Origin of the sequence: Bradyrhizobium sp. CCBAU 53340 (genome assembly GCF_015291645.1) — a bacterium.
Lineage (GTDB): Bacteria > Pseudomonadota > Alphaproteobacteria > Rhizobiales > Xanthobacteraceae > Bradyrhizobium.
The window spans coordinates 3,572,772-3,598,762 of record NZ_CP030055.1; the positions used below are offsets into that span (position 1 = coordinate 3,572,772).

The 25,991-nt window shown below is 64.6% G+C and carries 24 protein-coding genes; 7 read left to right on the forward strand and 17 right to left on the reverse strand.

Annotated elements, in window-relative coordinates; genetic code table 11:
- Nucleotides 1-4: 4 nt before the first annotated feature.
- The 5 genes from XH89_RS16900 to XH89_RS16920 all read right to left on the reverse strand — a co-directional run bounded on the left by XH89_RS16900 (nucleotide 5) and on the right by XH89_RS16920 (nucleotide 6,120).
- Nucleotides 5-535: a hypothetical protein gene (locus XH89_RS16900; RefSeq protein WP_194468094.1), complete on the reverse strand. Its 531-nt coding sequence runs from the start codon at nucleotides 533-535 to the stop codon at nucleotides 5-7.
- Nucleotides 536-648: 113 nt separating this feature from the next.
- On the reverse strand, nucleotides 649-2,505 hold the full coding sequence (locus tag XH89_RS16905) for a tetratricopeptide repeat protein (RefSeq protein ID WP_194468095.1): 1,857 nt from the start codon (nucleotides 2,503-2,505) through the stop codon (nucleotides 649-651).
- Nucleotides 2,506-2,979: 474 nt separating this feature from the next.
- Nucleotides 2,980-3,147, reverse strand: coding sequence for a 50S ribosomal protein L33 (gene rpmG / locus XH89_RS16910; RefSeq protein WP_057756569.1), 168 nt, complete (start codon nucleotides 3,145-3,147; stop codon nucleotides 2,980-2,982).
- Nucleotides 3,148-3,271: 124 nt separating this feature from the next.
- Nucleotides 3,272-4,597 (reverse strand): LLM class flavin-dependent oxidoreductase, encoded by a 1,326-nt coding sequence (locus tag XH89_RS16915; protein ID WP_194468096.1) that lies wholly within the window; start codon nucleotides 4,595-4,597, stop codon nucleotides 3,272-3,274.
- A 185-nt stretch (nucleotides 4,598-4,782) separates the two neighbouring features.
- Complete coding sequence (locus XH89_RS16920; RefSeq protein WP_194468097.1) at nucleotides 4,783-6,120, reverse strand: amidohydrolase; 1,338 nt, start codon at nucleotides 6,118-6,120, stop codon at nucleotides 4,783-4,785.
- A 166-nt stretch (nucleotides 6,121-6,286) separates the two neighbouring features.
- Here XH89_RS16920 and XH89_RS16925 point away from each other — a divergent pair, with 166 nt between their 5' ends.
- The gene (locus XH89_RS16925; protein ID WP_194468098.1) at nucleotides 6,287-6,838 is read left to right on the forward strand and encodes a hypothetical protein; all 552 of its coding nucleotides are present in this window, start codon (nucleotides 6,287-6,289) and stop codon (nucleotides 6,836-6,838) included.
- A gap of 50 nt (nucleotides 6,839-6,888) precedes the next feature.
- Here the strand turns inward: XH89_RS16925 and XH89_RS16930 are convergent, their stop codons facing one another.
- Genes XH89_RS16930 through topA form a run of 4 tightly spaced genes read right to left on the reverse strand, consistent with a single transcriptional unit; the run spans nucleotide 6,889 to nucleotide 13,229 of the window.
- Nucleotides 6,889-7,638, reverse strand: a complete 750-nt coding sequence (locus XH89_RS16930; protein ID WP_194468099.1) for an NUDIX domain-containing protein — start codon at nucleotides 7,636-7,638, stop codon at nucleotides 6,889-6,891.
- Nucleotides 7,639-7,670: 32 nt separating this feature from the next.
- Nucleotides 7,671-8,111, reverse strand: coding sequence for a DUF983 domain-containing protein (locus tag XH89_RS16935; RefSeq protein WP_194468100.1), 441 nt, complete (start codon nucleotides 8,109-8,111; stop codon nucleotides 7,671-7,673).
- Complete coding sequence (rnr, locus tag XH89_RS16940; protein WP_194468101.1) at nucleotides 8,105-10,453, reverse strand: ribonuclease R; 2,349 nt, start codon at nucleotides 10,451-10,453, stop codon at nucleotides 8,105-8,107. Before rnr ends, XH89_RS16935 begins: the two co-directional genes overlap by 7 nt.
- Nucleotides 10,454-10,460: 7 nt before the next feature.
- On the reverse strand, nucleotides 10,461-13,229 hold the full coding sequence (gene topA, locus XH89_RS16945) for a type I DNA topoisomerase (protein WP_194468102.1): 2,769 nt from the start codon (nucleotides 13,227-13,229) through the stop codon (nucleotides 10,461-10,463).
- 226 nt (nucleotides 13,230-13,455) lie between these two features.
- Here topA and XH89_RS16950 point away from each other — a divergent pair, with 226 nt between their 5' ends.
- Nucleotides 13,456-13,695 (forward strand): hypothetical protein, encoded by a 240-nt coding sequence (locus tag XH89_RS16950; RefSeq protein WP_194468103.1) that lies wholly within the window; start codon nucleotides 13,456-13,458, stop codon nucleotides 13,693-13,695.
- Between the two features lie 80 nt (nucleotides 13,696-13,775).
- Here the strand turns inward: XH89_RS16950 and XH89_RS16955 are convergent, their stop codons facing one another.
- Entirely contained in the window at nucleotides 13,776-15,221 is a 1,446-nt protein-coding gene (locus XH89_RS16955) for an adenylate/guanylate cyclase domain-containing protein (RefSeq protein WP_194468513.1), read from the reverse strand.
- Nucleotides 15,222-15,407: 186 nt separating this feature from the next.
- Complete coding sequence (locus tag XH89_RS16960) at nucleotides 15,408-15,878, reverse strand: helix-turn-helix domain-containing protein (protein ID WP_194468104.1); 471 nt, start codon at nucleotides 15,876-15,878, stop codon at nucleotides 15,408-15,410.
- 123 nt (nucleotides 15,879-16,001) lie between these two features.
- Between XH89_RS16960 and XH89_RS16965 the strand changes: the two genes are divergently transcribed.
- Together XH89_RS16965 and XH89_RS16970 are read left to right on the forward strand one after the other, a co-directional pair.
- Nucleotides 16,002-16,775, forward strand: a complete 774-nt coding sequence (locus tag XH89_RS16965; RefSeq protein ID WP_194468105.1) for a glucose 1-dehydrogenase — start codon at nucleotides 16,002-16,004, stop codon at nucleotides 16,773-16,775.
- A gap of 171 nt (nucleotides 16,776-16,946) precedes the next feature.
- Nucleotides 16,947-17,132 carry a hypothetical protein gene (locus tag XH89_RS16970; RefSeq protein WP_194468106.1) on the forward strand — a complete coding sequence of 62 codons (186 nt, stop codon included), beginning with the start codon at nucleotides 16,947-16,949 and terminating at the stop codon, nucleotides 17,130-17,132.
- Nucleotides 17,133-17,189: 57 nt separating this feature from the next.
- Here XH89_RS16970 and XH89_RS16975 read toward each other — a convergent pair whose 3' ends face one another.
- Nucleotides 17,190-17,798 (reverse strand): FMN-dependent NADH-azoreductase, encoded by a 609-nt coding sequence (locus tag XH89_RS16975; RefSeq protein ID WP_194468107.1) that lies wholly within the window; start codon nucleotides 17,796-17,798, stop codon nucleotides 17,190-17,192.
- An 83-nt stretch (nucleotides 17,799-17,881) separates the two neighbouring features.
- Between XH89_RS16975 and XH89_RS16980 the strand changes: the two genes are divergently transcribed.
- Nucleotides 17,882-18,292, forward strand: a complete 411-nt coding sequence (locus XH89_RS16980) for a helix-turn-helix domain-containing protein (RefSeq protein ID WP_194468108.1) — start codon at nucleotides 17,882-17,884, stop codon at nucleotides 18,290-18,292.
- On the opposite strand, the gene dprA is transcribed toward XH89_RS16980, so the two are convergent.
- The gene (gene dprA / locus XH89_RS16985; RefSeq protein ID WP_194468109.1) at nucleotides 18,289-19,431 is read right to left on the reverse strand and encodes a DNA-processing protein DprA; all 1,143 of its coding nucleotides are present in this window, start codon (nucleotides 19,429-19,431) and stop codon (nucleotides 18,289-18,291) included. The two genes, XH89_RS16980 and dprA, sit on opposite strands and share 4 nt — an antisense overlap.
- A 90-nt stretch (nucleotides 19,432-19,521) precedes the next feature.
- Here dprA and XH89_RS16990 point away from each other — a divergent pair, with 90 nt between their 5' ends.
- The gene (locus tag XH89_RS16990; protein ID WP_194468110.1) at nucleotides 19,522-20,766 is read left to right on the forward strand and encodes an amidase; all 1,245 of its coding nucleotides are present in this window, start codon (nucleotides 19,522-19,524) and stop codon (nucleotides 20,764-20,766) included.
- Here the strand turns inward: XH89_RS16990 and XH89_RS16995 are convergent.
- The 4 genes from XH89_RS16995 to XH89_RS17010 all read right to left on the reverse strand — a co-directional run bounded on the left by XH89_RS16995 (nucleotide 20,758) and on the right by XH89_RS17010 (nucleotide 24,989).
- Nucleotides 20,758-21,933, reverse strand: coding sequence for a patatin-like phospholipase family protein (locus tag XH89_RS16995; protein WP_194468111.1), 1,176 nt, complete (start codon nucleotides 21,931-21,933; stop codon nucleotides 20,758-20,760). The two genes, XH89_RS16990 and XH89_RS16995, sit on opposite strands and share 9 nt — an antisense overlap.
- Nucleotides 21,934-22,102: 169 nt before the next feature.
- A complete protein-coding gene (plsY, locus tag XH89_RS17000; protein WP_194468112.1) occupies nucleotides 22,103-22,699 on the reverse strand; it encodes a glycerol-3-phosphate 1-O-acyltransferase PlsY in 597 nt (198 codons plus the stop codon).
- Between the two features lie 35 nt (nucleotides 22,700-22,734).
- The gene (locus XH89_RS17005; RefSeq protein WP_194468514.1) at nucleotides 22,735-24,036 is read right to left on the reverse strand and encodes a dihydroorotase; all 1,302 of its coding nucleotides are present in this window, start codon (nucleotides 24,034-24,036) and stop codon (nucleotides 22,735-22,737) included.
- A 5-nt stretch (nucleotides 24,037-24,041) separates the two neighbouring features.
- Entirely contained in the window at nucleotides 24,042-24,989 is a 948-nt protein-coding gene (locus XH89_RS17010; RefSeq protein WP_092291136.1) for an aspartate carbamoyltransferase catalytic subunit, read from the reverse strand.
- Nucleotides 24,990-25,231: 242 nt separating this feature from the next.
- Between XH89_RS17010 and XH89_RS17015 the strand changes: the two genes are divergently transcribed.
- A complete protein-coding gene (locus XH89_RS17015) occupies nucleotides 25,232-25,990 on the forward strand; it encodes a M15 family metallopeptidase (RefSeq protein WP_194468515.1) in 759 nt (252 codons plus the stop codon).
- Nucleotide 25,991: the final 1 nt, after the last annotated feature.

Genomic DNA, 25,991 nt, shown 5'->3' on the forward strand with positions numbered 1-25,991 from the left:
GTCGCTAGCTGCGGTAGTAGCGCCACATTCGCAGGAAGGTACGATGGATCATGTCCGGCGGCTGATCGAACGGCTCGACATTGATCCGTACCATGTTGGTGTGGCTCATCCGCCAGGGCAGGCGCATCAGCCAGCGCCAGGATGGCTGCTTGCGCCAGTCGGCCACGAGCGCGCTGGTGAGCGGTGCGTTCAGCACGATCTGGAGTTCATGCACCGTCATGGCGCGCTCGGCGATCTCGACGAGGTCGATGCGCTCGATGGCGCGCCACCGGATCAGGCCGAAGGCCTGGATGAAGATGCCGTATTGGTTCGCGCCGATCGTGGGCCGGCCGGTCTCGAGCAGCGGAATGTTGTAGTAGGTGAACCCGGCCGCGAGTGCCGCGAGCGCAAGCCAGTAGAGCGCGCCGGTGAGAAGCGCAGCCGTGCAGAAGATCGCGGCCAGCGCCGCCGTGACGTAGACCGGGAAATAAGTATCGTCGCGGCCATAAGCGACCGAATAGCCACCGACATGTCCCTCGTCCAAGGCTGCGATCATGGACGTGGAGGCTACGACCATTGGCCGCAAATAAAAACGGGGTCGCGAGGGCCCCGTAAGACAGCATTGGTCGATCTTGCTTGATCTCGACGACTTGGCCGCCTGCGCGCCAATCAGGCGGGCAAGAGGGACGACTGATCCTGCCTTGCGCGCCACGCCGCGACCAGATGCTCCAGTTCGCGGCGAACCTCGTCCACGACGCCGGCCCAGTCGCCGCGCTTCGTTTGCCGGAACAGCCGCATCGACCGGTACCACGGGCTGTCGTCGCGCTCGAGCAACCAGCGCCAGTCCGGATTGAACGGTACCAGCGTCCAGACGGGCGCTCGAAGCGCGCCGGCGAGATGAGCGACGCTGGTGTCGACCGAGATCACCAGATCGAGGCAGGAGATCAGCGCCGCTGTTTCGCTGAAATCGGTGAGGTGTTCGGTCAGGTCGACGATGTCGGGACGCTCGCTCAGGAAAGCCCGGTCGTGGTCGCGAACGCCTTTTTGCAAGGAGACAAACTGAACGTCGCAGTCCAGCAGCGGCGTGAGCGTGCGCAAGGCCAGCGATCGATTGTGATCGTTCTTGTGGTCCGGATTGCCCGCCCAGACCAGGCCGACGCGGAACCGATTGCGGCGACCAAGCCGGTCTTGAAGTCGGTCTTGCCACGCTTGCACGCGCGCTGGCGAAGGCGGAGGCAAATAGCCTTGCGCGAACGGGATGGTGTCGAGCCGTGTGCCGAAGGCGAGTGGCAGGGTGCCCAGAGGGCAGTGCAGATCGAACATCGGTGGAGACGATCGGCCGATACATGCGGTGACCCCGGCGATGCCGGCCAGAAGCTGCTGGATCGGGGGCTCGACCTCCAGGATGACGCGCGCGCCGAGCGCGGCCACCATCGGCACATAGCGGGCGAACTGGATCGCATCGCCCAGTCCCTCATCGGAGTAGAGCAGGATGGTCTTGCCCGCGATCGGCTGGTCGCCACGCCAAAGCGGCTTTGAAAAGCCGCGATCGACCAGGCCAACGGAGGGGAGTCGCCAGCGTGCTTCGCGTGCGAGCCAGCCGCGCTCGAAGTCGCCGGTCAGCAGCTGGAGCGTCGCCAGATAAAACAGCGTCTGCGCATCGTCAGGGGCCGCCGCGAGCGATCTTTGCAGGGTCGCGAGCGCTTCATCCAGCAATTGCAGATGCAGCAGGACCACGGCCTTGTTGTTAAGCACCGCATGGAAATCGGGTCGAAGGCTAAGGGCCCGGTCGAAACAGGCAAAGGCCTGCTCCAGCCGATCAGATCGCCAGTGCAGCAGGCCGAGATTGTTGTGCGTCTCCGCAAGGCTCGGATCCAGTGCGATCGACCTCTCGTAGTCGGCCTCAGCTTCGTCGAAGCGGTTCAGTGCTGACAGGCAGACGGCGCGCATCTGATACAGCGCTGCGGAATTCGGATTGAGTTTTTCCGCGACGTCGAAGCATTCCACGGCCTCTGCATGCCGGCCGAGCTCGAGCAGCAGCATGCCGCCATTATGCGCGGCCTCCCAATATCGCGGATTGAGCTTCAGGGCCTGCTGCAGATGCTGCGCAGCCTCGTCCTTGTGCCCGAGCTGCCAAAGCAGATTGCCGACGTGATTCCACAGGCCCGGATCGTCAGGCTTGAGGCTCAGGGCCTGGCTGTAATGTTGGCGTGCGTCCTCACCGCGGCCCTGTCGCTCCAGCACCGTGGCGAGGCTGAGCAGATATTCGGCCTTCGGTGCCTGCCGGATCGCGCGGCCGATCCATTCCACGGCGGCGTCAGGCTGCTGCGCGTGAAAACAGAGGACGCCGAGCAGGTGCAGAGCATCCGGGTGCTGTTCGTCCAGTGTCAGCGCCTGCTGGCAGCACAGCTCGGCCTCGGCAATCCGCCCAGACTGAAAATGCACAAAGCCGGCCTGGCACAGCGCCGCCGGCGTGACCTTTCCGGATTGTTTGGCCGCCGCGGCCCGGCGCTCTCTGCGATTCATGGATGGTTGGAAGAAGATTCTGAAGCAGCCTCGCGATTGCAGGCTGCGAGACTCTTCTTCCTAACCACGCCAGGATTTCGCGAGGCTGGCGGCTCGTGGCCATGACACGGCTCTCGTGCCCCGGACGCAGCGCAGCGCCTCTTCGGCGGTGCGCTGCTGAGCCGGGGCCCATGGCTCAACAGCGTGCCGTGTCGCTCTCTGGGTCCCGGCTCTGCGGCGCACCGCTACGCGCTGCACCGCGTCCGGGACACGTGAGGGCCAGTGCTGTGACCCACGCTGCGTCATTGCAAGCCACCGGGTCCGCGCGAATCGCGGCCCGATGACAGGCTCCGCGATGCAATCCAGAATCCCTCCGCGGCGGCAGTCTGGATTGCTTCGTCGCAAAGGCTCCTCGCAATGACGGGGAGAGAGGCGGAGACACAAACGAAAACGGGGCCCGAAAGGGCCCCGCAAAACTCATCGCTATCGCCGATCTTACTTGATCTTGGCTTCCTTGAACTCGACGTGCTTGCGCGCGACCGGGTCGTACTTCTTCTTGACCAGCTTGTCGGTCATGGTGCGCGAATTCTTCTTGGCGACGTAGTAGAAGCCGGTGTCGGCCGAGGACACGAGCTTGACCTTGATGGTGACCGCTTTGGCCATGTTCTGAACCTCAGAAAATTGGGGAATCTGGAGCCGGCCAAACGGCCCGCGTTGGCCGGCAACCTAGCCAGAAACCGGGGGAAGTCAAGGATTTAGGGCCGCAAAACCACTCAAATCGGGCCCATCAGGCCTCGAAGAAGCGGTTTTTCGGCCGGGGAAGGCCCAGATTCTCCCTCAAAGTGGCCCCTTCATACTTTTTCCGGAAAATCCCCCGCTTCTGAAGCTCGGGGACCACCTTGTCGACGAAATCGTCGAGGCCGGCGGGCAGGAACGGGAACATGATGTTGAATCCATCCGAACCGCGGCCGACCAGCCATTCCTCCATCTGGTCGGCGATGGTTTTGGCGGTGCCGACGAAGGACAGCCCGCCATAGCCGCCGACTCGCTGAGCGAGCTGGCGCACGGTGAGCTTGTCGCGTTTGGCGAGATCGACCATGCGCTGGCGGCCGCTCTTGCTGGCGTTGGTTTCGGGGATCTCAGGCAATTGCCCGTCCGGATCGAAGCCGGAGGCGTCGGTGCCGAGGATGACGGAGAGCGAGGCGATGGCGCTGTCGTAATGCACGCGACTGTCGAGCAAAGCGCGCTTCTCCCTGGCTTCATCGACGCTGTCGCCGACCACGACGAAGGCGCCGGGGAGGATCTTGAGATGTTCGGGATCGCGACCGACCTTCTCCATGCGGCCCTTGATGTCGGCATAGAGCTTCTGTCCGTCGGCGAGGCTGCCGCCGCCGGTGAAGACCGCTTCCGCGGTTTCCGCCGCGAGCTGCTTGCCGTCCTCGGAGGCGCCGGCCTGCACGATCACGGGCCAGCCCTGCACCGGGCGGGCGATGTTGAGAGGCCCGCGCACCTTGAGATATTTGCCGACATGGTCGAGCGTGTGCATCTTCTGGGGATCGAAGAACAGGCCACTCTCGACGTCCCGCACGAAGGCATCATCCGCGAAGGAATCCCACAAGCCGGTGACGACGTCGTAGAACTCGCGGGCGCGCTTGTAGCGCTCGGCGTGCTCCATGTGTTCGTCGAGGCCGAAATTCAGCGCCGCGTCGGGGTTCGAGGTGGTGACGATGTTCCAGCCGGCGCGTCCGCCGCTGAGATGGTCGAGCGAGGCGAAGCGGCGGGCGACGTGATAGGGCTCGTCGAAGGTGGTCGATCCCGTCGCGATCAGGCCGATCCGCTCGGTGACAGCCGAGAGCGCCGAGAGCAGCGTGAACGGCTCGAACGAGGTCACGGTGTGGCTGCGCTTCAGCGCGTTCACAGGCATGTTCAGCACGGCAAGGTGATCGGCCATGAAGAAGGCATCGAACTTGCCGGCCTCGAGCTTCTGGATCAGCTGCTTGATGTGCGCGAAGTTGAAATTGGCGTCGGGCCAGGCCCCGGGATAGCGCCAGGCGCCGGTGTGGATGCTGATCGGGCGCATGAACGCGCCAAGCTTGAGTTGCCGTTGTGCCATCGCCCCGTATCCGTTCTGGGTGTCGTTCGCAAAGACATAGGGACTCGGCGGAACTCTGCCATTGGGAGGGCCGGGAAGAATTTTTCGTTTTTCGATCAACTCTCAGCACGTTCGCGTCATTCCCGGGCGCCGCGAAGCTGCGCGTCCGGAATTCATCAAGCCTCAGACGCTCACAGCGAGCGGGGCTACTGCCCCCGTGCCCTTTGATCGAAGGCGCTCAGCACGGCGAGGGTCATCGCGGTGACGCCGGTCTGGATGGTCGGTTTCGGCACCGGGGCGAATTGCGGCGAGTGGTTGCCGGGAAGCGGCGGGCCGCTGCCGTTACGCGCGGCGGCGACGCGCTCGGGCTCATAGACGCCGATGTTGAAGAACATCGAAGGCACGCCGGCGCTGACATATTCCGAATAGTCCTCGCTGGTCGTGTTTGCTGGGGTGACGTTGAACTTGTCGCCGAAGGCCGCTTTCAGCACCCGCTCGGCCGGGCCGACCACAGCGGCATCGTTGACCACCGCCTTGGTACCCTCGTCGAGATGGATTTCGGGCGCCGGCGCATCCGCCATCGCCGCCACCGCTTTCGCCGTCCGCTCGATCCCGGCCAGCATCTTGGCGCGCACCTGCGGCTTGAAGCTGCGGATCGTGCCAATCACCCTGGCCTCGTCGGGAATGATGTTGCCGGCAGTGCCGGCGTGGATCGCGCCGATGGTGACAAGGCCGAATTCGGTCGGGTCCTTCTCGCGGCTGATCACGCTCTGCACGTCGACGACGAAGCGGGATGCCATCATCACCGGATCGATGGTCGCCTGCGGTATCGCGCCATGGCCGCCGCGGCCGAGAAATCGGATGAAGAGACTGTCGACATTCGATGATCCGACCCCGACCCGATAGGTCACGGAGCCGTAGGCTCCACTGCCGTCGTGCAAGGCAAAACCCGCGTCGGGTTTCGGAAAGCGGGTGAACAGACCGTCGTCGATCATCGCCTTTGCGCCCGTGACCTCTTCCTCGGCGGGTTGCGCGATGAACATCAACGTACCGTGCCACTGCTCCTTGATGCCGACCAAAGTCTTCGCCGTACCGACCCAGCTCGCCATGTGGATGTCATGGCCGCAGCTATGGGCGACAAATGTCTCGCGGCCCTGCCAGATCTGCTTGTCACGGCTGGCATAGGGCAGGCCGGTCTTCTCCTCCATCGGCAGCGCATCGAGCTCGGTGCGGACCATGATGGTGGGACCGTCGCCGTTCCTAAAGATGGCAACGAGGCCGGTCGTGCCGACATGCTCGGTGACTTCGAAACCAATCGCACGCATCTCGGCGGCGAGTTTCGCCGCGGTCTTCTTTTCCTGGTAGGCAACCTCGGGATGGGCGTGGATGTCCTTGTAGAGCGCGTCGAGCTTCGGATATTCGCTCGCGAAGGAGGTCTCGATCGTCTGCTTCAGCTTGGCGACGTCGAGCTCCGCATGGGCAGGCGGCGAGAGCAGGGCGCACAACGCCATGGAAGCGAGCAGAGGCCTAACGAACCGCGTCATCCAATCCTCCAGTCGTTCAATCCCATTGCTTCACCTACCACATCTCGTCGCTTCTCGCCGCCATAGAAATGGAAGAACGGCACCGGCGCATCGTGGCGTTGCTTCGAACCAATCCGCCTCTCGCGCCGACCAAGCCAAGACCTTCGTTTTCCGAGGAGACTTTTTCATGACTGGCGCAATGACCGTGGACGGCTGCATCGTCCGGATCGACCGCCCGATGCCCTGGTTCGGCCGGCTGCTGTCGCTGCCGCTGCTGGCGGCGAGCGCCTATCTGCTTTGGAACGTCGCGCTCGGCCTGCGTCAGGATTTCTCCGGCTTCGGCCGGCTTGCCGATGATCTCGTGCCGGTGCTGGTGTTTTCGGGCCTCGGGCTGCTCATCGGCATTCCCGGCGTGATCCTGCTGACATTTCGCTATTTCGTCGTGCTCAACGAGACGCTGCGCCAGATCGTCATCACCAGGCAGTTCGGGCCGCTGAACATCCGCAAGCAGCGCGATCTTGCCGACTATCACTTCATCAGCATCACGGATGACTATGATCCCGAGCTGACGACCTACGACGTCAATCTCTGCGGCAATAAGGGCACCGAGCCGATCACGCTGCAGAGCTTCACGAAGCGCGAGGACGCGGATAAGCTTGCCAGCGAGATCGGCCGTGTCCTCAAGCTGCCGGCGCGCGACTATGTCGGCACCGAGCCGGATAGCGATGACGCACGGTAGAACATGCGATTGACCGGCCGGGTTCACCTCTCTCTACGCGAGAGGTAAGGTCAGCTCAAAATATCCTTCTGCATCTTGCCGCCGTAGAAATGGAAGAACGGCACCGGCGCGTCGTGGCGCAGCGGGCCGGTGGCAAGACGCGTATCGAGCTCGTTCAGGACATTCCGCGTCATGGGATGCAGATCGGCGAGCGGCTTTGAGCCGAGCTCGACCCAGACCAGTTCGACCAGCTCCGCATCGGCATGGATCACGCCCTCGACATGGTGGGTGATCGCGGATGCATCGGCGGTGAAGAAGCGGGTGTCGAACCTTTTGACGCGGCCGGGCGGGGTGATCGCGCGCGCGATCAGGAACAGGCTGGAGGGATCGGGCAGGAGCCCTGCATCGGCGAATGGCTTCCAGGGGCCTTCGAGCCTTGCCTTGCCGTCCACCTTGCGACCGAGGCAGAGGCCGGTTTCCTCGCAGGCTTCACGGATTGCGGCAATCGCCAGCGACTTGGCGCGCGAGGCCGGCGTCTTCGGGCTGCCCTTGGCGAGATTGGCCTCGAGCTCCGCGGTAATCGGGGCCGCGACGGGCACGCGATAGTCGTTCTTGTCGACGCGGCCGCCGGGGAAGACGAACTTGCCGGGCATGAACACCACCTTATCATGGCGCTTGCCGACCAGAACCTTCGGAGTGCTGCCGCTGCGATCGACCAGGATCAGCGTCGCCGCATCCTTGGGGCGGAAATAGGGATGGTTGTCGGCTTCCTTCTCCTCGTGGACCTTGGCCTTCTCCACTGCTTGCGCAATATCCGTCATGTCCTCACCCGAACCGTTCTTGCTTATTTTGCTTACACGGGCGGAATACCATCCGGCGGGTTCTCGTCAAACCCGTGCATGCGCAGAGCCCATTGCAAGCCGACCACAGCTCCTTTCACCGGCTGCAACAGGGCGAGCGAGGCAAAGAAGGTGAAGGGCAGGTAGGCCACAAAGCTGAGCCAGACCGGGGTGGTGTAGTTGGTCTCGATCCACAGGATCGACGGCACCACGATGTGGCCGACGATGACGATCACGAGATAGGCGGGCAGATCGTCGGCGCGGTGCGGCGTGAAGTCGAGACCGCAAGCCGAGCAATTGTCCGCAGTCTTCAGGAACGCGCGAAACAGCTTTCCCTGGCCGCAGCGCGGGCAGCGGCCGCGAAAGCCGCGCTTCATCGCCGCCCAGAGGTCGCGCTTCTCGACGAGGCCGGTCTCGCGCGTCCAGATCTTTGGGGCTGTGCTCATCGTCACCATGCCTTGCCCTTCTTGCCCTTACTCTTGCCCTTGCCTTTGCCCTTCGCCTTGCCGGATTTTGGCTTCGGCGGCTTGCGTTTTTTATCCGGACTGCGGCCCGGATGCGCTTTGAACGAGGGGCGGCGTTGTTGACCGGGACGCCTGCGATCGCGCGGGCTCGTCTCGCTGGAGGACGACAGCAGCTCGAAGCGCAACGCGCCTGCGACAGGGGCGGCTTCAATCAAGCGGACATCGACGACGTCGCCGAGCTGGTACATGGTGCCGCTGCGCGTGCCGATCAGCGCGTGTCGGCTCTCGTCATAGTTGAAATATTCCGTGCCGAGGGATCGGATCGGGATCAATCCGTCGGCGCCGGTCTCGCTGAGCTTCACGAACAGGCCGGCACGGGTGACGCCGGAGACGCGGCCCTGGAAGCTGGCGCCGATGCGGTCGGCGAGGTGATGGGCGATCAGCCGGTCGACGGTCTCGCGCTCGGCCTTCATCGCGCGCCGCTCGGTCAGCGAAATATGCGCGGCGACTTCGCTTAAGGTTTCCGGCGTCTCGCTGTCGGGCAGGGCGCCTTCGCCCAGGTCCAACGCACGGACCAGCGCGCGGTGTACGACGAGGTCGGCATAGCGGCGGATCGGCGAGGTGAAATGCGCGTAGCGGCGCAGGTTCAGGCCGAAATGACCGTAATTGTCCGATGAGTATTCGGCTTGTGCCTGAGCGCGCAGCACGACCTCGCTCACCAGCGGGTAGTAGTCGTGGCCTTCGAGCTGAGCCAGCACGCGGTTGAAGAGGGTGGGGCGCAATGCGCCACCCTTCGCGAACGGAACGTCGAGCGTCTCCAGGAATTCGGAGAGCGCGTGGACCTTCTCTAGCGTCGGCTCGTCATGCACGCGGTAGATCAGCGGGAGCGATTTCTTCTCCAGCATCTCGGCCGCCGCGACGTTGGCGAGGATCATGAATTCCTCGATCAGCTTGTGCGCATCGAGACGCTCCGGCACGACGACGCGGTCGACGGTGCCGTCGCTCTTCAGGAGGATCTTGCGCTCGGGCAGATCGAGATTGAGCGGATCGCGCTCGTCGCGAGCGCGCTTGACGCAAGTGTAAGCGGCCCAGAGCGGTTTCAGGATCGGATCGAGCAGGGGGCCGGTGGTGTCATCGGTACGCCCGTCGATTGCGGCCTGCGCCTGCGCGTAGCTCAGCTTGGCGGCCGAGCGCATCAGGATGCGGTGAAAGCTGTGCGACTTCTTGCGGCCGTCAGGTGCAATGACCATCCGCACCGCGAGCGCGCCGCGCGGCTCGCCCGGCACCAGCGAGCAGAGATTGTCGGAGATGCGCTCGGGCAGCATCGGCACGACGCGGTCGGGGAAATAGACCGAATTGCCGCGGTCGAGCGCATCGCGGTCGAGCGCAGTGCCCGGCCGCACGTAGAAACTCACGTCGGCAATGGCGACGTCGACGATGAAGCCGCCCTTGTTGTTCGGATCAGGGTCGGCCTGCGCATGCACCGCGTCGTCATGATCCTTGGCATCGGGTGGATCGATGGTGACGAGCGGAACGTCGCGCCAGTCCTCGCGTCCCTTCAGATTAGCCGGCTCGGCGGCTTCCGCCTCGCGCTCGGCGTAGGAGGAGAACTGCATGGGGATGTCGTGGGCGTAGATCGCGATCAGGCTGATCGCCTTCTCCGACTTGACCGAGCCGAGCTTCTCCTTGACCCGCCCTGAGGCCAGCCCAAAGCTGCGGGTGCGGACGATGTCGACGCTGACGAGGTCGCCGTCCTGCGCGCCCTTCGTGTTATCAGCCGCGATATTCAGTTCGCGGTCCGCCATCTTCTTGTCGACGGGGATGAGGCGTCCGCCGCCTTCGGGGAGCGCGCGGAAGACGCCGAGGATGCGGCTCTTGGCCTTGTCGAACACCTTGATGACGCGGCCGCGATAGGCCGGGCCTTCGTCCTCGCTTGTGCGCTCGATCCGCAGCAGCGCGCGGTCGCCGACGCCGGCGGCGGTGCCGGGCTTGGGCCGGCGCGGCATTTCGACGAGGATCTTGGGCGGCTCGCCATTCTCGACCTCGTCCCATTCGGTGGGGGAGGCGATCAGCTCGCCGTCGCGGTCGCGGCCTGTGATGTCGGCGACCAGCGTCGGCGGCAGGCTGTCCGGCTCGGAGACCGTGTGGCGTTTTTTCTTGATGGTGCCGTCGTCGGCGAGCTCGCGCAAGATGCGCTTGAGCTCGATGCGATCGGCGTTCTTCAGGCCGAACTCGCGCGCGATGTCGCGGATTCCGACCTTTCCGGGATGTGCCTTGATGAAGGCGACGATGGCTTGCCTGTCGGGAAAGCCACGGTCATTCTTGCGTTTCACTTAACCTCTAATTGGTGCCGGCACTCTTCTTGGCCGGAGCTTTGGCTGCGCCACCCGACTTGGTCGCCGACGGCTTTGTGGCAGAAGTCTTGGCCGTCGACGCCACGCCAGCGCGCGCCTTGCTGGTGGATTCAGTTTTGGTTTTGGCCGCGGCTTTCTTCGCGGCCGGTTTCTTCGGCTTCGGCGCGGTGTCGTCACCGTCCGCAGCCTTTTCTGCAGTCTTCTTGGCCTTGGTCGGCTTCGCGGCCTTCTTGGCTTTCGCCTTGCCGCCGCCCTTGGCCGCACGCTCGTCGATCAGCGCGATCGCCTGGGCCAGCGTCACCGTGTCCTTTTCGAACTCGGCCGGAATGGTCGCATTGACGCCGCCTGCGGTGACATAGGCACCGTAGCGGCCGCTCTTCACCGTGACGGTGCCGAGGGTCGGGTGATCGCCCAGCGCCTTGCCGGGATCGGCGCCGAAGCGCCGGCTCGGGCCCTTGGCGACCTTCTCCGCAATCAGCGTCACGGCGCGGTTGAGGCCGATGTCGAAGACTTCGTCGCCGGCCTCCAGGCTGGCATAGGTCTTCTCATGCTTCACGAACGGCCCGAAGCGACCAAGGCCGGCCGTAATCGGCTGGCCGGTCTCCGGATGCTTGCCGATCTCACGCGGCAACGACAACAGCTTGAGCGCAAGTTCGAGCTCGATATCGCTGGGTGAGGTGCCCTTGGGGATACCTGCGCGCTTCGGCTTCTCGCCTTCCTCGTAATCCTTCTGCTCGCCGAGCTGGATGTAGGGGCCAAAGCGGCCGGCCTTGACCCAGACATCGCGACCCGTCTCAGGGTCCTGGCCGAGCGAACGGTCGGCGGTGCTCTCACCGTCGGCGGCGAGCTGACGGGTGTAACGGCATTCCGGATAGTTCGAACAGCCGACAAAGGCACCGAACTTGCCGGCCTTCAGATTGAGCCGGCCGGTGCCGCAACTCGGGCACTGCCTGATGTCGCCGCCGTCCGCGCGCGGCGGATAGATGTGCTGGCCCAGCATCTCGTCGAGCACGTCGAGCACCTGGGCGACACGCAGATCCTTGATCTCGTCGACTGCGCCGATGAAGCCGGTCCAGAAATCCTTCAGCACCTGCTGCCAGGAAATCTCGTTGTTGGAGATGCGGTCGAGCTGCTCCTCCAGATTGGCGGTGAAGTCATACTCGACGTAGCGGTTGAAGAAGCTTTCGAGGAACGCGACCACGACGCGGCCCTTGTCCTCGCCGTGCAGGCGCTTCTTCTCGAGCTTGACGTAGCCGCGGTCCTTCAGCACCTGGAGGATCGAGGCATAGGTCGAGGGCCGGCCGATGCCGAGCTCCTCCATGCGCTTGACCAGCGAGGCCTCCGAGAAGCGCGGCGGCGGCTCGGTGAAGTGCTGGGTGACGGCGAGCGACTGACGCTTGATCGCCTCGCCCTGGCTCATCGCGGGCAGGCGGCGGGAGTCCTCGTCCTCCTCGTCGTCGCGACCTTCCTGATAGAGCGTCAGGAAGCCGTCGAACTTGACGACCTGGCCGGTGGCGCGCAGCTCCAGCGTGCGACCGCCGGCCTTCGCCGTGATGTCGACGGTGGTGCGCTCGAGCTCGGCGGATTCCATCTGGCTCGCGATGGTGCGCTTCCAGATCAACTCATAGAGCTTGGCCTGATCGGCATCGAGCCTGCGGCTCATGCTGTCGGGGCGGCGGGAGAGATCGGTCGGGCGGATCGCTTCGTGCGCTTCCTGGGCGTTCTTGGCCTTGGCCTGGTACTGGCGCGGGGCATCCGGCACATAGGCGTTGCCGTAATCCTCGCCGATCACCTTGCGTGCCTGGGTGATCGCCTCGGGGGCAATCTGCACGCCGTCGGTACGCATATAAGTAATGAGTCCGGTGGTCTCGCCGCCGATGTCGATGCCTTCATAAAGGCGCTGGGCGATGCGCATGGTGTGCGCCGGCGCAAAGCCGTATTTGCGGCTGGCTTCCTGCTGCAAGGTCGAGGTGGTGAAGGGCGCCTGCGGATTGCGGCGCGCCGGCTTGGCATCGACCGCCGTGACGGCATAGGTCGCGAGTTCCAGTGCCTTCTTGAAGTCCTCGGCTTCAGCGCCGGTGCCGATGTCGAGGCGCTGGATCTTCTTGCCGTCGGCGCCGACGAGGCGGGCCTCAAAGGCATCGCCGCGCGGGGTGAGCAGGGTCGCGATCAAGGACCAATATTCGCGCGGCACGAACTTCTCGATCTCGAGCTCGCGGTCGCAGACGAGGCGCAACGCCACCGACTGCACACGGCCGGCCGAGCGGGCGCCCGGCAGCTTGCGCCACAGCACGGGGGAGAGGGTGAAGCCGACCAGATAGTCCAGCGCGCGGCGCGCCATGTAAGCGTCGACCAGCGCACCGTCGATCTCGCGCGGATGCTTCATCGCGTCCGTGACGGCCTGCTTGGTGATGGCGTTGAACACCACGCGCTCGATCTTCTGATCTTTCAGCGCGCGCTTCTCCTTCATCACCTCCAGCACGTGCCAGGAGATGGCCTCGCCCTCGCGATCAGGGTCGGTCGCCAGAATCAGGCGGTCGGCACCCTTCAGGGACCTGGCAATATCGTTGAGCCGGCCGGCCGCCTTGGGGTCGACCTCCCAGATCATCTTGAAATTGCTCTCGGGATCGACGGAACCGTTCTTTGCGGGAAGGTCGCGGACATGGCCAAACGAGGCCAGAACCTCATAGGACGAGCCCAAATATTTGTTGATCGTCTTGGCTTTCGCCGGCGACTCCACAATGACGATATTCATGTAGTTCCAGTAACTTACGGGAAAATCTCGGGCCGAGATCGATCAGATTCGGGTCGGCCGTTTCGCCCCGAACATGGGTGGTGAGGCGGTCCCTGTCAAATCGAAGGGTGTTGAAAGCCCCGGGAATGGGAAAAGTTTCATATCGAGAAAGTTGTAAATTACAACCTTGGAGTTGCGGCCGCTATGGGCGTAATGTTCCTGCGGGGCATGGATTCGGGTGGGGCCGGTGGCAAAGCCAGGAAAGAAACGGGCGCGCGCCGCATCAGGCGTGCGGGGAGGCTCGCGCAACGAAGAACCGGAAGAGGGCGGCGCCGACGAAGCCGTGGCCTTCATCGCCGAGCAGGCGGCTGCCTTGCGCAGACTCGCCGAGCGCCACAAGCTCGACGTGCTGCATCATCTCCTGGGCATGACCAAGCTCGAGGCCGACGAGCATCTGCGGCTGCGGAGCAAGCGCAAGCTGTCGTGAGATGGGAGGTAGATGCGAGGCCGCGATTGACGGAGCAGGGGCGCGGTCACCACTGTCCCATGAGCGCTCGAAAGGCGAGCTTACCTGTCCGTCACGCGAAAGACGCGCGCGGCTCCTTCCACGCCCCGAAGCGGTGCGTCGAACGCAACAACGCTGTGACCGGCGAGAATCTGGCTTACCCCCGGTGCAGAATATAGCGCTTCTGACAGGCAAATTTCGCCAGCGCCGGCCAGCGCCTGGACACGCGCTGCAACATTCACCGTCTGCCCGAAATAGTCGAGGTTCTCGTTCAAGGTGACCGCGATCGATGGTCCGCAATGGGCGCCTATCTTGAGGATGATACTGGGATCGCCGTGCTCGGCATTGTAGCGCTCGATGTCCGCCAAAATATGCAGAGCGGCCGAGGCTGCATCGGACGGACGGGAGAATACGGCCATCACGGCATCGCCGATCGTTTTGACGATCGCGCCCGAATGCTGCTGGACAGTCGCGCCGAGCAGAGCAAAGTGCTCGCGCACCAGCGCGTAGGCATTGAGGTCGCCAAGCCGCTCGTACATAGCGGTCGATCCCTTGAGGTCCGTAAACAGCAAGGTTACCTGCCTGATGCCGAGGCCTTCCTTCTCGTCGACACGCTCGGACCGGAACAGTCGTCGGAAGGTCTGTCGGGCAAGCAGCATGCCGCCTGACAGATAGGGGTCAAAGTCGAGCGCTGGCTTGACCGTTTGCGCCAGGATCTCCGGCGGCCAGTTGATCAGAAGCAGCGAGCCGCGTGTGGACGAGCAATTCTCTACCTCAACCACCGCCGGCCCGGGCGGCACGGCCGATGCCAGCGGAGAAAAACGGCGCCCATCGTATGTCACGGGCAAGCGCGTCGGAGACGCCGCGGGGGCGCCGGTTACATTCACTGCGAAGCTGGCCTGCGTCTGCACATTGACGCCGGCGAGTGCTCCGGGCGCGAGTTCGACCTTAAGCGTCGTGGTCGAGCCTGGGGGCAAGAACGCCATGCCACGCGCGAGACCGCGGAGAACATCAAGGAAGCGCGTCGGCTGTCCGGGCAGGCGCCCATCGGCGAGAAAGCGGGCCTTCCAGTGGAAGTCTTCGACTGAAAGCTGATCGAGATCGTGGAACTGAAGCCTTCGAAGCTGTGGAGATACCGTGAAAGTCACTTCGATGAAATCATCGAGGTCGGTATCGCCGCTGACGTCGCACAGACCGCAGACATAGTGCGTTTTCAAGGTTCGCAAGGCGCCAAAACTGTCGAGTACCATGCCGGATTGGGGGCAGACGACATCCCAACTCATGTCGAACAGACCGCTGCGTGCTGCATGGAGAAACAGGTCGATGCTCTCTGCTTCACTGATGGCGCGGTCGCGTGCAAATCCGAGGGGATTGACCCGGTAGAGAGAGAGGTCGTCGCCGCCCCTGATCAGGCCTTCGAATTTGGAGATGACGCGCGGGCTCCAAGATCGGGCTTGCTCGACCTCGGTCATCTTGCTTTCGAGGAGCCGTTCTTGAACGTGATGCATCTTCCCACCCAGGTCATCGACGAGGTTGAACGGGACGTCATGCGTCAGCACAAATGGCAGCTGCTTGCAGCAGTCCAAGAATAGCACAAAACCCGCGAGACAAAGGCATGCTTGGAGGCAAGTGAGGAGCGCCACGACCTCGGGCGTGCTCTTACCCCAACGACCAAGGGCCGAGCGCGCACGCAGCTACCCCGCCGACCGCCGCCGCGGCGCCGGCCGCGGCTTCAGCATGGTGTCCGCGGCGGTGAGCAGCCGCCCGTCCTCGGCGTGCAGTTCGAGCTTCTTCACCGGGCGGCCTTTTGCGCGATCGACCAGCATGGTCGCGATTTCCTCGGGGCGATCGTCGAACTCTTCGCTCCATTGCCGGAGTGCCACGAGGATCGGGAAGAGGCCGCGGCCCTTCGGTGTCAGCACATATTCCTGGTAGATGCTGCCGTCGGAGGCGGGGGCCGTTTCCAGAATGCCGTGATCGACCATCGATCGCAGTCGCGCGGACAGGATGTTCTTGGCCATGCCGAGCTTGTTCTGAAATTCGCCGAAGCGGCGCAGGCCGAACAGCGCCTCGCGGATGATCAGCAGCGACCACCAGTCGCCGATCGCTTCCAGCGATCGCGCGATCGGGCAGGCATCGCCCTCAAAGCTCGTTCGTTTCACCATCGTTTCTCGTCCAGTCGCGTTCGCACGGTTTCGCCGCCGATCACGCTGATGTGTGGTTGCATAATAAAACCATATGGCCTAGATGGCAATCATAGTTTCATTATGCAACCACTGGAGACGAATGTGAGGCTGAAGAACAAGACGGCACTGATAACCGGCGGCAACAGCGGCATCGGACTTGCGACGGCAAAGCTGTTCGTGGCGGAAGGCGCCAGGGTGATCATCACCGGGCGCAACAGGGAGACGCTCGAGGCAGCCGCGAAGGAACTCGGCCCGAACGCGCTCGCCGTTGCGGCCGATGCCACCGACATTTCGGCGACCGAAGCTGCGATCAGGCAGGGCGCCGAAAAATTCGGCAAGCTCGACATCGTCTTCGCCAATGCCGGCATCCCCGGCAACACGCCGCTCGGCTCGGCAACGCGCGAGGTGTTCGAGAAAGTCATCAGCACCAATCTCACCGGCGTGTTCTTCACGGTGCAATCGGCGCTGCCGTATCTCAACGAGAATGCTTCGATCATCCTCAACGGCTCGGTGATTTCAGTGCTTGGCGTCCCCGGCTATTCCGCCTATGGCGCGGCCAAGGCCGGCGTGCGCGCAATGGCGCGGATCATGGCTTCGGAACTGTCGCCACGCGGCATCCGCGTCAACGTGGTCGCGCCCGGTGCGATCCGCACGCCGATCTGGGGCGCCGCGATCGCAACGCCCGAAGCGGAGAGGGTGTTCGAGAAGCGGATCGGGCTGATGACGCCGCTCGGGCGCCTTGGTGAACCGGATCACATTGCCAGGACAGTGCTGTTCCTTGCCTCGGACGATGCCGCACACATTCAGGGACAGGAGATCTTCGTCGACGGCGGCGCAGTTGCGTCACCCGCCGGCGCGCCCATCTACCGAGGCTGATCAAATCAGTTTCAATTTGAATCGGTCGGCGCCCCGAAAATGGTTGCGCCGGCTGGTTCCCGCGTCTTGCGAGATGTATTTTCTGAAGCTTGCGTGACGCGTTGAACCTTTGCGTGCGCTGCCAAGACTTTTCTACGGGCGAAGGGGCATCGGCCCATTGAGGAACCCGTTATGGCGAAAGCAGCACATATTTATCCGCCGATTTCAGCACCGCGTATTTACACCGAACGTTCCGCAGTTCCCGTCAAGCAGCGCTCCGATATGTCGGAATTCATCGGGGTCGCCATCTTCTCCGGTGTCGGCCTGCTCGTGTCGCTCATTGCCGTGATCCTGGGCGTGCAGGGCACCTGGTTTTAGCTTTGTCGATCTTTCAGCCGCCGCCGGGGTCCGGCAGCGGCTGTCGTCGGCGCAGCCTTACGCCGCGCGCAAAGAGGTGGCCGCCTGGAGCGCGCCGGCTAGCGCTTTCTCGCGATGGTCAGGGCCAACCTGGATTCCGTCAGCGACGATGAATTCAGGGTTCGTGATGCCCATGAACGCGAACACGCCGCGCAGATAGCTTTCGAGATGTTCGAGTGAGGCGGCCGGCGTGCCCGGACCGTAGTAACCGCCGCGCGAGATCGCCACGATCACGCGCTTGCCGCCGGCAAGGCCCTGCGGGCCATCGGCGCCATATTTGAAGGTCTTGCCCGCCACCAGCACGCGATCGATCCAGGCCTTGAGCTGGCTTGGAATCGTGAAATTGTACATGGGCGCGCCGATCACGACGATTTCGGCCGCGAGGAACTCGTCCAGCACGGCGGCGCTCGCCGCGAGATCGGGTCCGAGTTCCGCCGGCGCTGGCGCGCCCTGGGCGGCCGCGAGATGCGATCCGGAGAGATGCGCGAGCGGAGTCTGGGTCAGGTCGCGGTAGACGAGGTCGAGCGAGGGCGAGGCCTGCTTGAGCCGGTCGACGACGGCGGCAGACACCTGCCTGGAGACGGAGTGGGGGCCGAGGACGCTGGAGTCGATATGGAGGAGTTTCATTGGGGTCACCCATGGTATAGATTTGTAACCCGCACTACATGAGTGACTGTCGAAATCCCCGCAAGAACGCACTTTTTTGAGCCATGGGCACATCTTTGACACCTGAACACATCCATTTTCCTGCCGAACGGAGGCCGGATCCCAACCATTCCGACTGCCGCAACGTCGCCTCGATCCTCGCGCGCGTCGGGGACAAATGGAGCGTGTTCGTCATCATGATGCTGAGCGACGGGCCAAAGCGCTTCAATGAGCTCAAGCGCATGATCAACGGTATCTCGCAGCGGATGCTGACCTTGACGCTGCGCGGGCTGGAGCGCGACGGCCTCGTCACACGCACGATCTTCCCGACCATTCCGCCGCGCGTCGATTACGAGCTGACAGACCTCGGCCGCGGATTGCAGCAGCCGGTGAAGGCACTCGGCGAGTGGGCGATGGCGCACCAGGACCAGATCGCGGTGGCGCGCACGCGGTTTGACGAGCGGAATGGCGGCTAGAGCAGCGACACCAGTCCGCCGCCATGGCGCTCGAGCCTTCCGGCAAGCTCGAGCTCAAGCAGCACCATGCGCACGATCGCGGGTGAGGCGCCGGACATCCGCACGAGATCGTCGATCGAGATGGGGGCGGGGCCGAGCAGGTTCGTGATCTGGTCGCGGTCGTGTCCTTGTGGATCACTCTCGAACGGCTCGCTATCGGGCTCGCTCGCAGGACTCATCAACGGCCGCTCCATGATCGGCTGAACCGCGTTGATGATGTCGGCAGCTTCCGGGACGAGCGTTGCACCCTGCTTGATCAGATCGTTGGTGCCGGCGGCGCGCGGATCGAGCGGCGAGCCCGGGACTGCGAACACCTCGCGGCCCTGCTCGGCCGCCATGCGCGCGGTGATCAGCGAGCCCGACCGATGCGCCGCTTCCACCACGACCACGCCGAGCGACGCGCCCGAGATCAGGCGGTTGCGGCGGGGGAAGTCGCGGGCGCGCGGCTCATGGCCGAGCGGCATTTCGGAGATCGCCGCGCCCTGGTGATCGAGGATCGCGGCGAGCAGGTCGCCATGTTCGGGCGGATAGATGCAGTCATGCCCGCCCGCGAGCACGGCAATCGTGCCGCTTTCGATGCTGGTCCGATGCGCAGCCTGATCGACACCACGAGCCAGGCCCGAGATGATGATGAAGCCGGCTTCGCCGAGCTCGCGCGCGAGCTGGCCGGCGAATTTCAAGCCCGCGCCGGAAGCGTTGCGCGAGCCGACGATCGCGATCATCGGCCGCATCAGCGTTGCGACGTCGCCGCGCACGGCGAGCAGCGGCGGCGCGTCGTCGAGTGTCGCGAGCCGCGCCGGATATCCGTTCTCGCCCGGTGCGAGCCAGGCGATACCGAACTTGCGGCTCGCGGCGAGCTCGGCTTTCGCTTCATCGACACTGCAGATGCGCCCCGACCGTGACGCGCCGCCGCGGCGCGCCAGATCGGGCAAACGCTCTAATGCAGCGCGCGCCGTGCCGAAGTGTTCGACCAGTGACCGGAAGGTGCGCGGCCCGACATTGTCGGAGCGGATCAGCCGCAGGCGGTCGATCCGCTCTTGCTCGGTCAGCTCGGTGCTCGGATTGATGGCGTCCACGGCGTCTCCTTGTGGAGGCAGCATGGAACAACCTGAGGGCGTGAGCAAGCGTGGCATGCGCTTGCGCGACCCTGTCGCAATGCTAAAAGCGATGCCAATAAGAAGGGTGTTGCCATGATCTCACTTGCCGACCTCCAGCGCCGCATTGAAGCGGGCGAGCTTTCGCCCGATGCCGCGATCGCCCAGTCGCTCGCGGCGATCGAGGCGAGGGAGAAGGACGTCCACGCGTTCGTCCGCTACGACAAATCGGCGAAGGCGCAAGGCTCGGGGCCGCTGCGCGGCATCGCGGTCGGCATCAAGGACATCATCGACACCGCCGACATGCCGACCGAGATGGGCTCGGAGATCTATCGCGGCTGGCAGCCGCGCAGCGATGCGCCCGTGGTGATGATGCTGAAGCGGGCGGGTGCCACCATCATCGGCAAGACCACCACGACCGCTTTCGCCTCGCGCGATCCGACGGCGACGCTCAATCCGCACAATCTGGGTCACTCGCCTGGAGGTTCGTCCTCGGGCTCGGCGGCGGCCGTCGGCGCCGGCATGATCCCGCTGGCGCTGGGCACGCAGACCGGCGGTTCGGTGATCCGGCCCGCCGCCTATTGCGGTGCGGCTGCGATCAAGCCGTCGTTCCGCATGCTGCCGACGGTCGGCGTGAAATGCTATTCGTGGGCGCTCGACACGGTCGGCCTGTTCGGATCGCGCGCGGAAGATCTCGCGCGTGGACTTCTGGGAATGACCGGCCGCACCGAATTCGCAGGCATTACGCCGGCGAAGTCGCCGCGCATCGGCGTGGTCAGGCAGGAGTTTGCCGAGGCCGTTGAGCCGGCGGCGGAAGAGGGTTTGCTGGCCGCGATCAAGGCGGCCGAGAAGGCCGGGGCCAGCGTGCAGATCATCGATCTGCCCGAAGCGGTCAAGGAAGCCTGGCGCATCCATCCCATCATCCAGGATTTCGAGGCGCATCGGGCGCTCGCCTGGGAGTTCGATCAGCGTCACGACGAGATCGCGCCGCTGCTCCGCGCCAGCCTCGATGAGACGGTCGGACTGACGCCGAAGGAATATGACGATGCCCGCCGGATTGCCCGCCGCGGCCGTCGTGAGCTCGGCGAGCTGTTCGAGGGTTTCGACGTGCTGCTGACCTATTCGGCGCCCGGCACCGCGCCGGCCAAGGAGCTCGCCTCGACCGGCTCGCCCCGCTACAACCGGCTGTGGACGCTGATGGGCAATCCATGCGTCAACGTGCCGGTGATGAAGGTCGGGGGTCTTCCTGTTGGCGTGCAGGTGATCGCGCGCTTCGGCAATGATCCGGGCGCGCTGGCCGCGGCGTGGTTCCTGGAGAATGCGCTGGCGAAATCAGGCTAGGGCGGGCTCGGCCGCGGGCAGGGTGCGTTGGGTCGCAATGCTATTTGCGCCGAGCCAGCGCTCGGCGGCCGCGCGGCCGCTCCGGTGCAGCAGGCGGATGAAGCCGCGACCAAGATCGGTCGATGAACGCTGCGCAAGTCCGTCAACGGAGTCTTCGGCCGCGATCCTGGAAAGCCGGAGCGTCGGCGCTGCATGCGGTTGCGCCCATTCGATCGCCGCGATCTCGGCCTTGAGCGCGGCATTGGCGGCGATCTGGTCGAGGCGGCGGTCGATCGCGGCGAGCGTGATCGGCACGTAGCTGTCGCGGGCCGGCGTGACCTGGACCAGCAGAAGATCGGCAGTCGTCGATTCCCGTGCGAGCTTGATCAGTGGCGGATTGCCGCCAAAGCCGCCGTCCCAATAGGCCTCGCCGTCGATCTCGACGGCGCAGTGCACCAGCGGCGGGCAGGTCGAGGCCAGCGCGACGTCGGCGGTAACAGCGTCATTGCGGAAGATCTGCTGCTGCCCGTCGCGGATCCGCGTCGCTGCGATGAGGAGTTTTGGACATTTGGGATCGCGCAAGACCTCGAAATTGATGTCGCGCGCCAGCGCCTGGCGGAGCGGATCGAGATCAAACGGATCGAACTGGCCGGAGCGCAGCGTCGGGCCGAACGCGACGGAGCTTCCCGCCGGCGAGAAGCCGCCGATCAGCATCAGCGAGCGGAACGAAGCCTCGTGCATCAGCCGGACCCAGAACCGGTTCAGCCGGCTGCGTGCGCCTTCGCGGCCGCCTTCGGCAAAGCCGCCGGCGACCAGCAATGCATTGATGGCGCCGGCGCTGGCGCCGCTGATGGTGTCGAATTCGATGGACGGCTGTTCCAGCAGCCGCTCCAGCACGCCCCAGGTAAAGGCGGCAAAGCTGCCGCCGCCCTGTAGCGCCAGCGACAATTTTCGCGGCGGCCATTGATTGGGGCGAGTCTGTTCGATGGACGCGGCCGGCATTACGACCGGCGCAGGCGCTTGCACAATGGGAGCAGGTGGCGGCGCTGGCGGCAAAACAGGAACGGGCTTGGGCGCAGCAGGCGGCGAGGGCGCTTCCGACCAGATATTGGTGGCGAGGAGCAGGCGGCTTGCCGCAGTGCCCTGCGAGCCACCGTCATCATGCGTGCCGTCAATCTTCTCGCTCATTCTGAGCAACCGCGTAACGCCATGTCCACTGTCAGGATGACAGGCATGGAACCTGACCGCCACTAGCTCCTGCGAGTCGGGTGAAAGTTGCGAACAGGATTTGGCATATAATGCGGAAGCCCTGCGGCGGTATCCGTACTTTTTTCGGTCTCGGATTCGAAAGCGCGACTTAAGCCTTCTCGCCGATGCGGCCTTCTTTCCCCGATTGCAGCCGCTTGATGTTCTCGCGATGCATGTAGAACAGCAGCAGCGTCAGCACGACCGACAGCGAGGCCAGCGCGAGGTGGCCGAACCACCACAGGAACAGCGGCGCGACGAAGGCCGCCACCAGCGCCGAAAGCGAGGAGTAGCGGGTGGTGAAGGCGGTCGCGAGCCAGATCAGGCAGAACACCAGCGCCGCCGGCCAGAACAGGCCGAGCAGGATGCCGATATAGACGGCGACGCCCTTGCCGCCTTTGAACTTCAGCCAGACCGGGAAGAGATGGCCGAGGAAGGCGCCGAGCCCCGCCAGCATCGCGGCATTGGGGCCGGCGATGTAGCCTGAGACCACCACCGCCGCGGTGCCCTTGAGCGCGTCGAGCAGCAGAGTTGCCGCGGCGAGGCCCTTGCGGCCGGTGCGCAGCACGTTGGTGGCGCCGATATTGCCGGAGCCGATCGAGCGCAGGTCCTGCGTGCCGGCGAGCCTGGTCAGGATCAGCCCGAACGGAATCGAGCCGAAGAGGTAGCCGATGATGAAGGCCACCGGCAGGAATGCATCAAACCCCATGGCGGTCTCTCCATGGCTGACATAACCAGCGCCCATTAGACATGCTCATAAACCGTTCGTCCGCCGACGATGGTCCTGATGGCGCGGCCTGTAAAGCGGGCTTCGTCGAACGGGGTGTTCTTGCAGGGTGATTTGAGGTCGGCGGGATCGACCACCCAGGGAACATCGGGGTCGATCACGATGACGTCGGCCGGTGCGCCGTTGCGCAGGGTTCCGCCCGGCAGGCCAAGCAGCTCGGCCGGCCGGGTCGACATCGCCCGGATCAGCGTCTTGAGGCTGAGCTCGTCATTGTGGACCAGCCGCAGGCCCGCCGGCAGCATGGTCTCGAGCCCGATTGCGCCGGGAGCCGCTTCCGCGAAAGGCAGGCGCTTGACCTCGACGTCCTGCGGATTGTGGTCGGACATGATGACGTCGACGAGGCCGGAGGCGACGGCCGCGACCATCGCGCGGCGATCGTCTTCGGTGCGCAGCGGCGGCGACACCTTCAGGAAGGAGCGGTAGGGGCCGATGTCGTTCTCGTTCAGCGCCAGATGATTGATCGAGACCGAGGAGCTGACGGCAAGCCCGGCATCGCGGGCGCGCTTCAGGATCTCGAGCGACTCCATGCAGGACAGCGCGGCGGCGTGATAGCGGCCGCCGGTGAGCGCGACGAGACGCATGTCGCGTTCGAGGATCACGGCCTCGGCCGCCGTCGGGATGCCCATCAGGCCGAGGCGCGAGGCGAACTCGCCCTCGTTCATCACGCCTTCGCCGACCAGATCAGGATCCTCGGTGTGGTGCACGATCAGCGCGTCGAAGTCGCGGGCGTAGGTCAAGGCGCGGCGCATCACCTGCGAATTGGTGACGCTGCGGTCGCCGTCGCTGAAGGCGACGGCACCTGCGGCCTTGAGCAGGCCGAACTCGGTCATCTCCTCGCCGCGCATGCCCTTGGTGAGTGCCGCCATCGGCTGGATGTTGACGATCGCGGTGTCGCGGGCGCGGCGCATCACGAAATCGACGGTCGCCGAATTGTCGATGACGGGCGCGGTGTCGGGCTGGCAGATGATCGTGGTGATGCCGCCGGTCGCCGCCGCCTGGCTGGCGCTCGCAAAGGTCTCGCGATGGCTGAAGCCGGGCTCGCCGACAAAGGCGCGCATGTCGATCAGGCCGGGCGCGACAATCTTGCCGGAGCAATTGACGACGTCGGTGCCTTCGGGGACGCCGGCCGCGCCAATGCCGCGGCGGGTCTCGCGGATGATGCCGTCGGCAATCAGGACGTCGCCGGGACCGTCGAAATCCCTGGAGGGATCGACGACGCGGGCGTTGGCGAGCAGGATCGGGCGGCGGTCGGTCAGCATGGGCATCACGCGTTCGGCAGGTTACGGGCGAGCGCTTCCAGCACCGCCATGCGCACGGCAACCCCCATCTCCACCTGTTCGCGGATCAGGGACTGCGCGCCATCGGCAACCGCGGTGTCGATCTCGACGCCGCGGTTCATGGGGCCGGGATGCATCACCAGCGCATCGGGCTTGGCGTAGCCTAGCTTCTTCTGGTCGAGCCCGAAATAGTGGAAGTACTCCGACGTCGACGGCACGAAGGAGCCGTTCATGCGCTCGCGCTGCAGCCGCAGCATCATCACGATGTCGGCGCCGTTCAGCCCCTCGCGCATGTCGCGCGCGACCTCGACGCCCATTCGCTCGATGCCGGGCGGCAGCAGCGTGGAGGGGCCGACGACGCGAACGCGGGCGCCCATGGTGTTGAGCAGGATGATGTTGGAGCGGGCGACGCGCGAATGCAGCACGTCGCCGCAGATCGCCACCACGAGGCCCTCGATCCGGCCCTTGTTGCGACGGATGGTGAGTGCATCCAGCAGCGCCTGGGTCGGATGCTCGTGCGCGCCGTCGCCGGCATTGATCACGGAACCGTCGACCTTGCGTGCCAGCAGTTCCACCGCGCCGGAGGCGTGATGGCGCACCACCAGGATATCAGGGTGCATGGCGTTCAGCGTCATCGCGGTGTCGACCAGCGTCTCGCCCTTCTTGATGGACGAGGAGGACACCGACATGTTCATGACGTCGGCGCCTAAGCGCTTGCCCGCGAGCTCGAACGAGGACTGGGTCCGGGTAGACGCCTCGAAGAAGAGGTTTACTTGCGTCCGTCCACGCAGGACGGTGCGCTTCTTGTCAACCTGGCGGTTGAGCTCGACATATTCTTCGGACAGGTCGAGCAGGCCGGTAATGTCGGCCGCGGAAAGGCCCTCGATGCCCAGCAAATGCCGGTGGCCGAGGACGAAGGTCGATTTCGATGTCATTAAAGCGAGAGCTATAGGCGCGGATGGCGGGGGGAGCAAGGGCCAATGCCGGGGCGGGGAGTTATCCCCTGATCTGTCTTAATGCGGCCGTGGCGTGACCTCTCGGTCATGCCCGGACTTGTCCCGCCTGCGCAGCCGAAGCCGCCTCGGCGAGGCGAAGGCCCGGGCATCCGCGATCTTCGTTCGCATTTGACGTAAAAGGGCCGCGGATGGCCGGGACAAGCCCGGCCATGACGACTGGGATGCATTCCGTGAAATCAATCCTGACAGCGCTCTTGGCCGTAGTGACGATCAGCACAGCCCAGGCCCAATCGCTCCCCGGCGGCTTCGTCTATCTGCGCGACATCGATCCCAGCATCATCCAGGACATCCGCTACGCCACGCCGAACAATTTTGTCGGCCGCCCGCTTGCCGGCTACGGCGCCGGCGAATGTGTGGTGAAGCAGGAGGTGGGATTGAGGTTGAAGGCAGTCCAGCGGGATCTTGCGGCACAAAATCTCTCGCTCAAGATGTTCGACTGCTATCGGCCGGCACGGGCCTCGCTCGACATGGTGAGATGGTCGCAGAACGGTCATGAGAGCGCGGCCGATCGGCGCTACAATCCGAGGATCCCCAAGACCGAGCTGTTTCGCCTCGGCTATATCGCCAGCCACTCGCAACATTCGACGGGTGCCGCGCTGGATCTCACTCTGGTCGATCTGAAGGCCGACAACTCCGCCAGGATCGACCCCGCGAAGGCCTATGCGGACTGTACGGCACCCGTCGAGGCGCGGCTGCCGGAAGGCAGCGTGGACATGGGCACCGGCTATGATTGCACCGATACGAAGGGCCATACCGCAGCACCGTCGATCAGGCCTGATCAACGGGCCTGGCGCAAGCGGCTGGTGGCTGCGATGGCCAAGCAAGGCTTTGTGAACTATTCGAAGGAGTGGTGGCATTTTTCCCTGCCGGGGGCGGGCGGGGCGGCCTATGATTTCCCGATCCAGCCGCGGCGGAACTGAT

Bases quoted from the DNA above. Each gene is read 5' to 3' on its own strand.
- XH89_RS16980 (WP_194468108.1), top strand. From the start codon at position 17,882: ATGGGCACATCTTTGACACCTGAACACATCCATTTTCCTGCCGAACGG.
- XH89_RS16915 (WP_194468096.1), bottom strand. From the start codon at position 4,597: ATGGCACAACGGCAACTCAAGCTTGGCGCGTTCATGCGCCCGATCAGC.
- XH89_RS16935 (WP_194468100.1), bottom strand. From the start codon at position 8,111: ATGGTGACGATGAGCACAGCCCCAAAGATCTGGACGCGCGAGACCGGC.
- topA (WP_194468102.1), bottom strand. From the start codon at position 13,229: ATGAATATCGTCATTGTGGAGTCGCCGGCGAAAGCCAAGACGATCAAC.
- XH89_RS17010 (WP_092291136.1), bottom strand. From the start codon at position 24,989: ATGACATCGAAATCGACCTTCGTCCTCGGCCACCGGCATTTGCTGGGC.
- XH89_RS16900 (WP_194468094.1), bottom strand. From the start codon at position 535: ATGATCGCAGCCTTGGACGAGGGACATGTCGGTGGCTATTCGGTCGCT.
- XH89_RS16970 (WP_194468106.1), top strand. From the start codon at position 16,947: ATGGCGAAAGCAGCACATATTTATCCGCCGATTTCAGCACCGCGTATT.
- XH89_RS16920 (WP_194468097.1), bottom strand. From the start codon at position 6,120: ATGACGCGGTTCGTTAGGCCTCTGCTCGCTTCCATGGCGTTGTGCGCC.
- XH89_RS17015 (WP_194468515.1), top strand. From the start codon at position 25,232: ATGCATTCCGTGAAATCAATCCTGACAGCGCTCTTGGCCGTAGTGACG.
- XH89_RS16960 (WP_194468104.1), bottom strand. From the start codon at position 15,878: ATGGTGAAACGAACGAGCTTTGAGGGCGATGCCTGCCCGATCGCGCGA.
- XH89_RS17005 (WP_194468514.1), bottom strand. From the start codon at position 24,036: ATGCTGACCGACCGCCGCCCGATCCTGCTCGCCAACGCCCGCGTCGTC.
- XH89_RS16990 (WP_194468110.1), top strand. From the start codon at position 19,522: ATGATCTCACTTGCCGACCTCCAGCGCCGCATTGAAGCGGGCGAGCTT.
- plsY (WP_194468112.1), bottom strand. From the start codon at position 22,699: ATGGGGTTTGATGCATTCCTGCCGGTGGCCTTCATCATCGGCTACCTC.
- XH89_RS16905 (WP_194468095.1), bottom strand. From the start codon at position 2,505: ATGAATCGCAGAGAGCGCCGGGCCGCGGCGGCCAAACAATCCGGAAAG.
- XH89_RS16975 (WP_194468107.1), bottom strand. From the start codon at position 17,798: ATGAAACTCCTCCATATCGACTCCAGCGTCCTCGGCCCCCACTCCGTC.
- XH89_RS16930 (WP_194468099.1), bottom strand. From the start codon at position 7,638: ATGACGGATATTGCGCAAGCAGTGGAGAAGGCCAAGGTCCACGAGGAG.
- XH89_RS16955 (WP_194468513.1), bottom strand. From the start codon at position 15,221: ATGCATCACGTTCAAGAACGGCTCCTCGAAAGCAAGATGACCGAGGTC.
- dprA (WP_194468109.1), bottom strand. From the start codon at position 19,431: ATGCTGCCTCCACAAGGAGACGCCGTGGACGCCATCAATCCGAGCACC.
- XH89_RS16995 (WP_194468111.1), bottom strand. From the start codon at position 21,933: ATGAGCGAGAAGATTGACGGCACGCATGATGACGGTGGCTCGCAGGGC.
- XH89_RS16925 (WP_194468098.1), top strand. From the start codon at position 6,287: ATGACTGGCGCAATGACCGTGGACGGCTGCATCGTCCGGATCGACCGC.
- rpmG (WP_057756569.1), bottom strand. From the start codon at position 3,147: ATGGCCAAAGCGGTCACCATCAAGGTCAAGCTCGTGTCCTCGGCCGAC.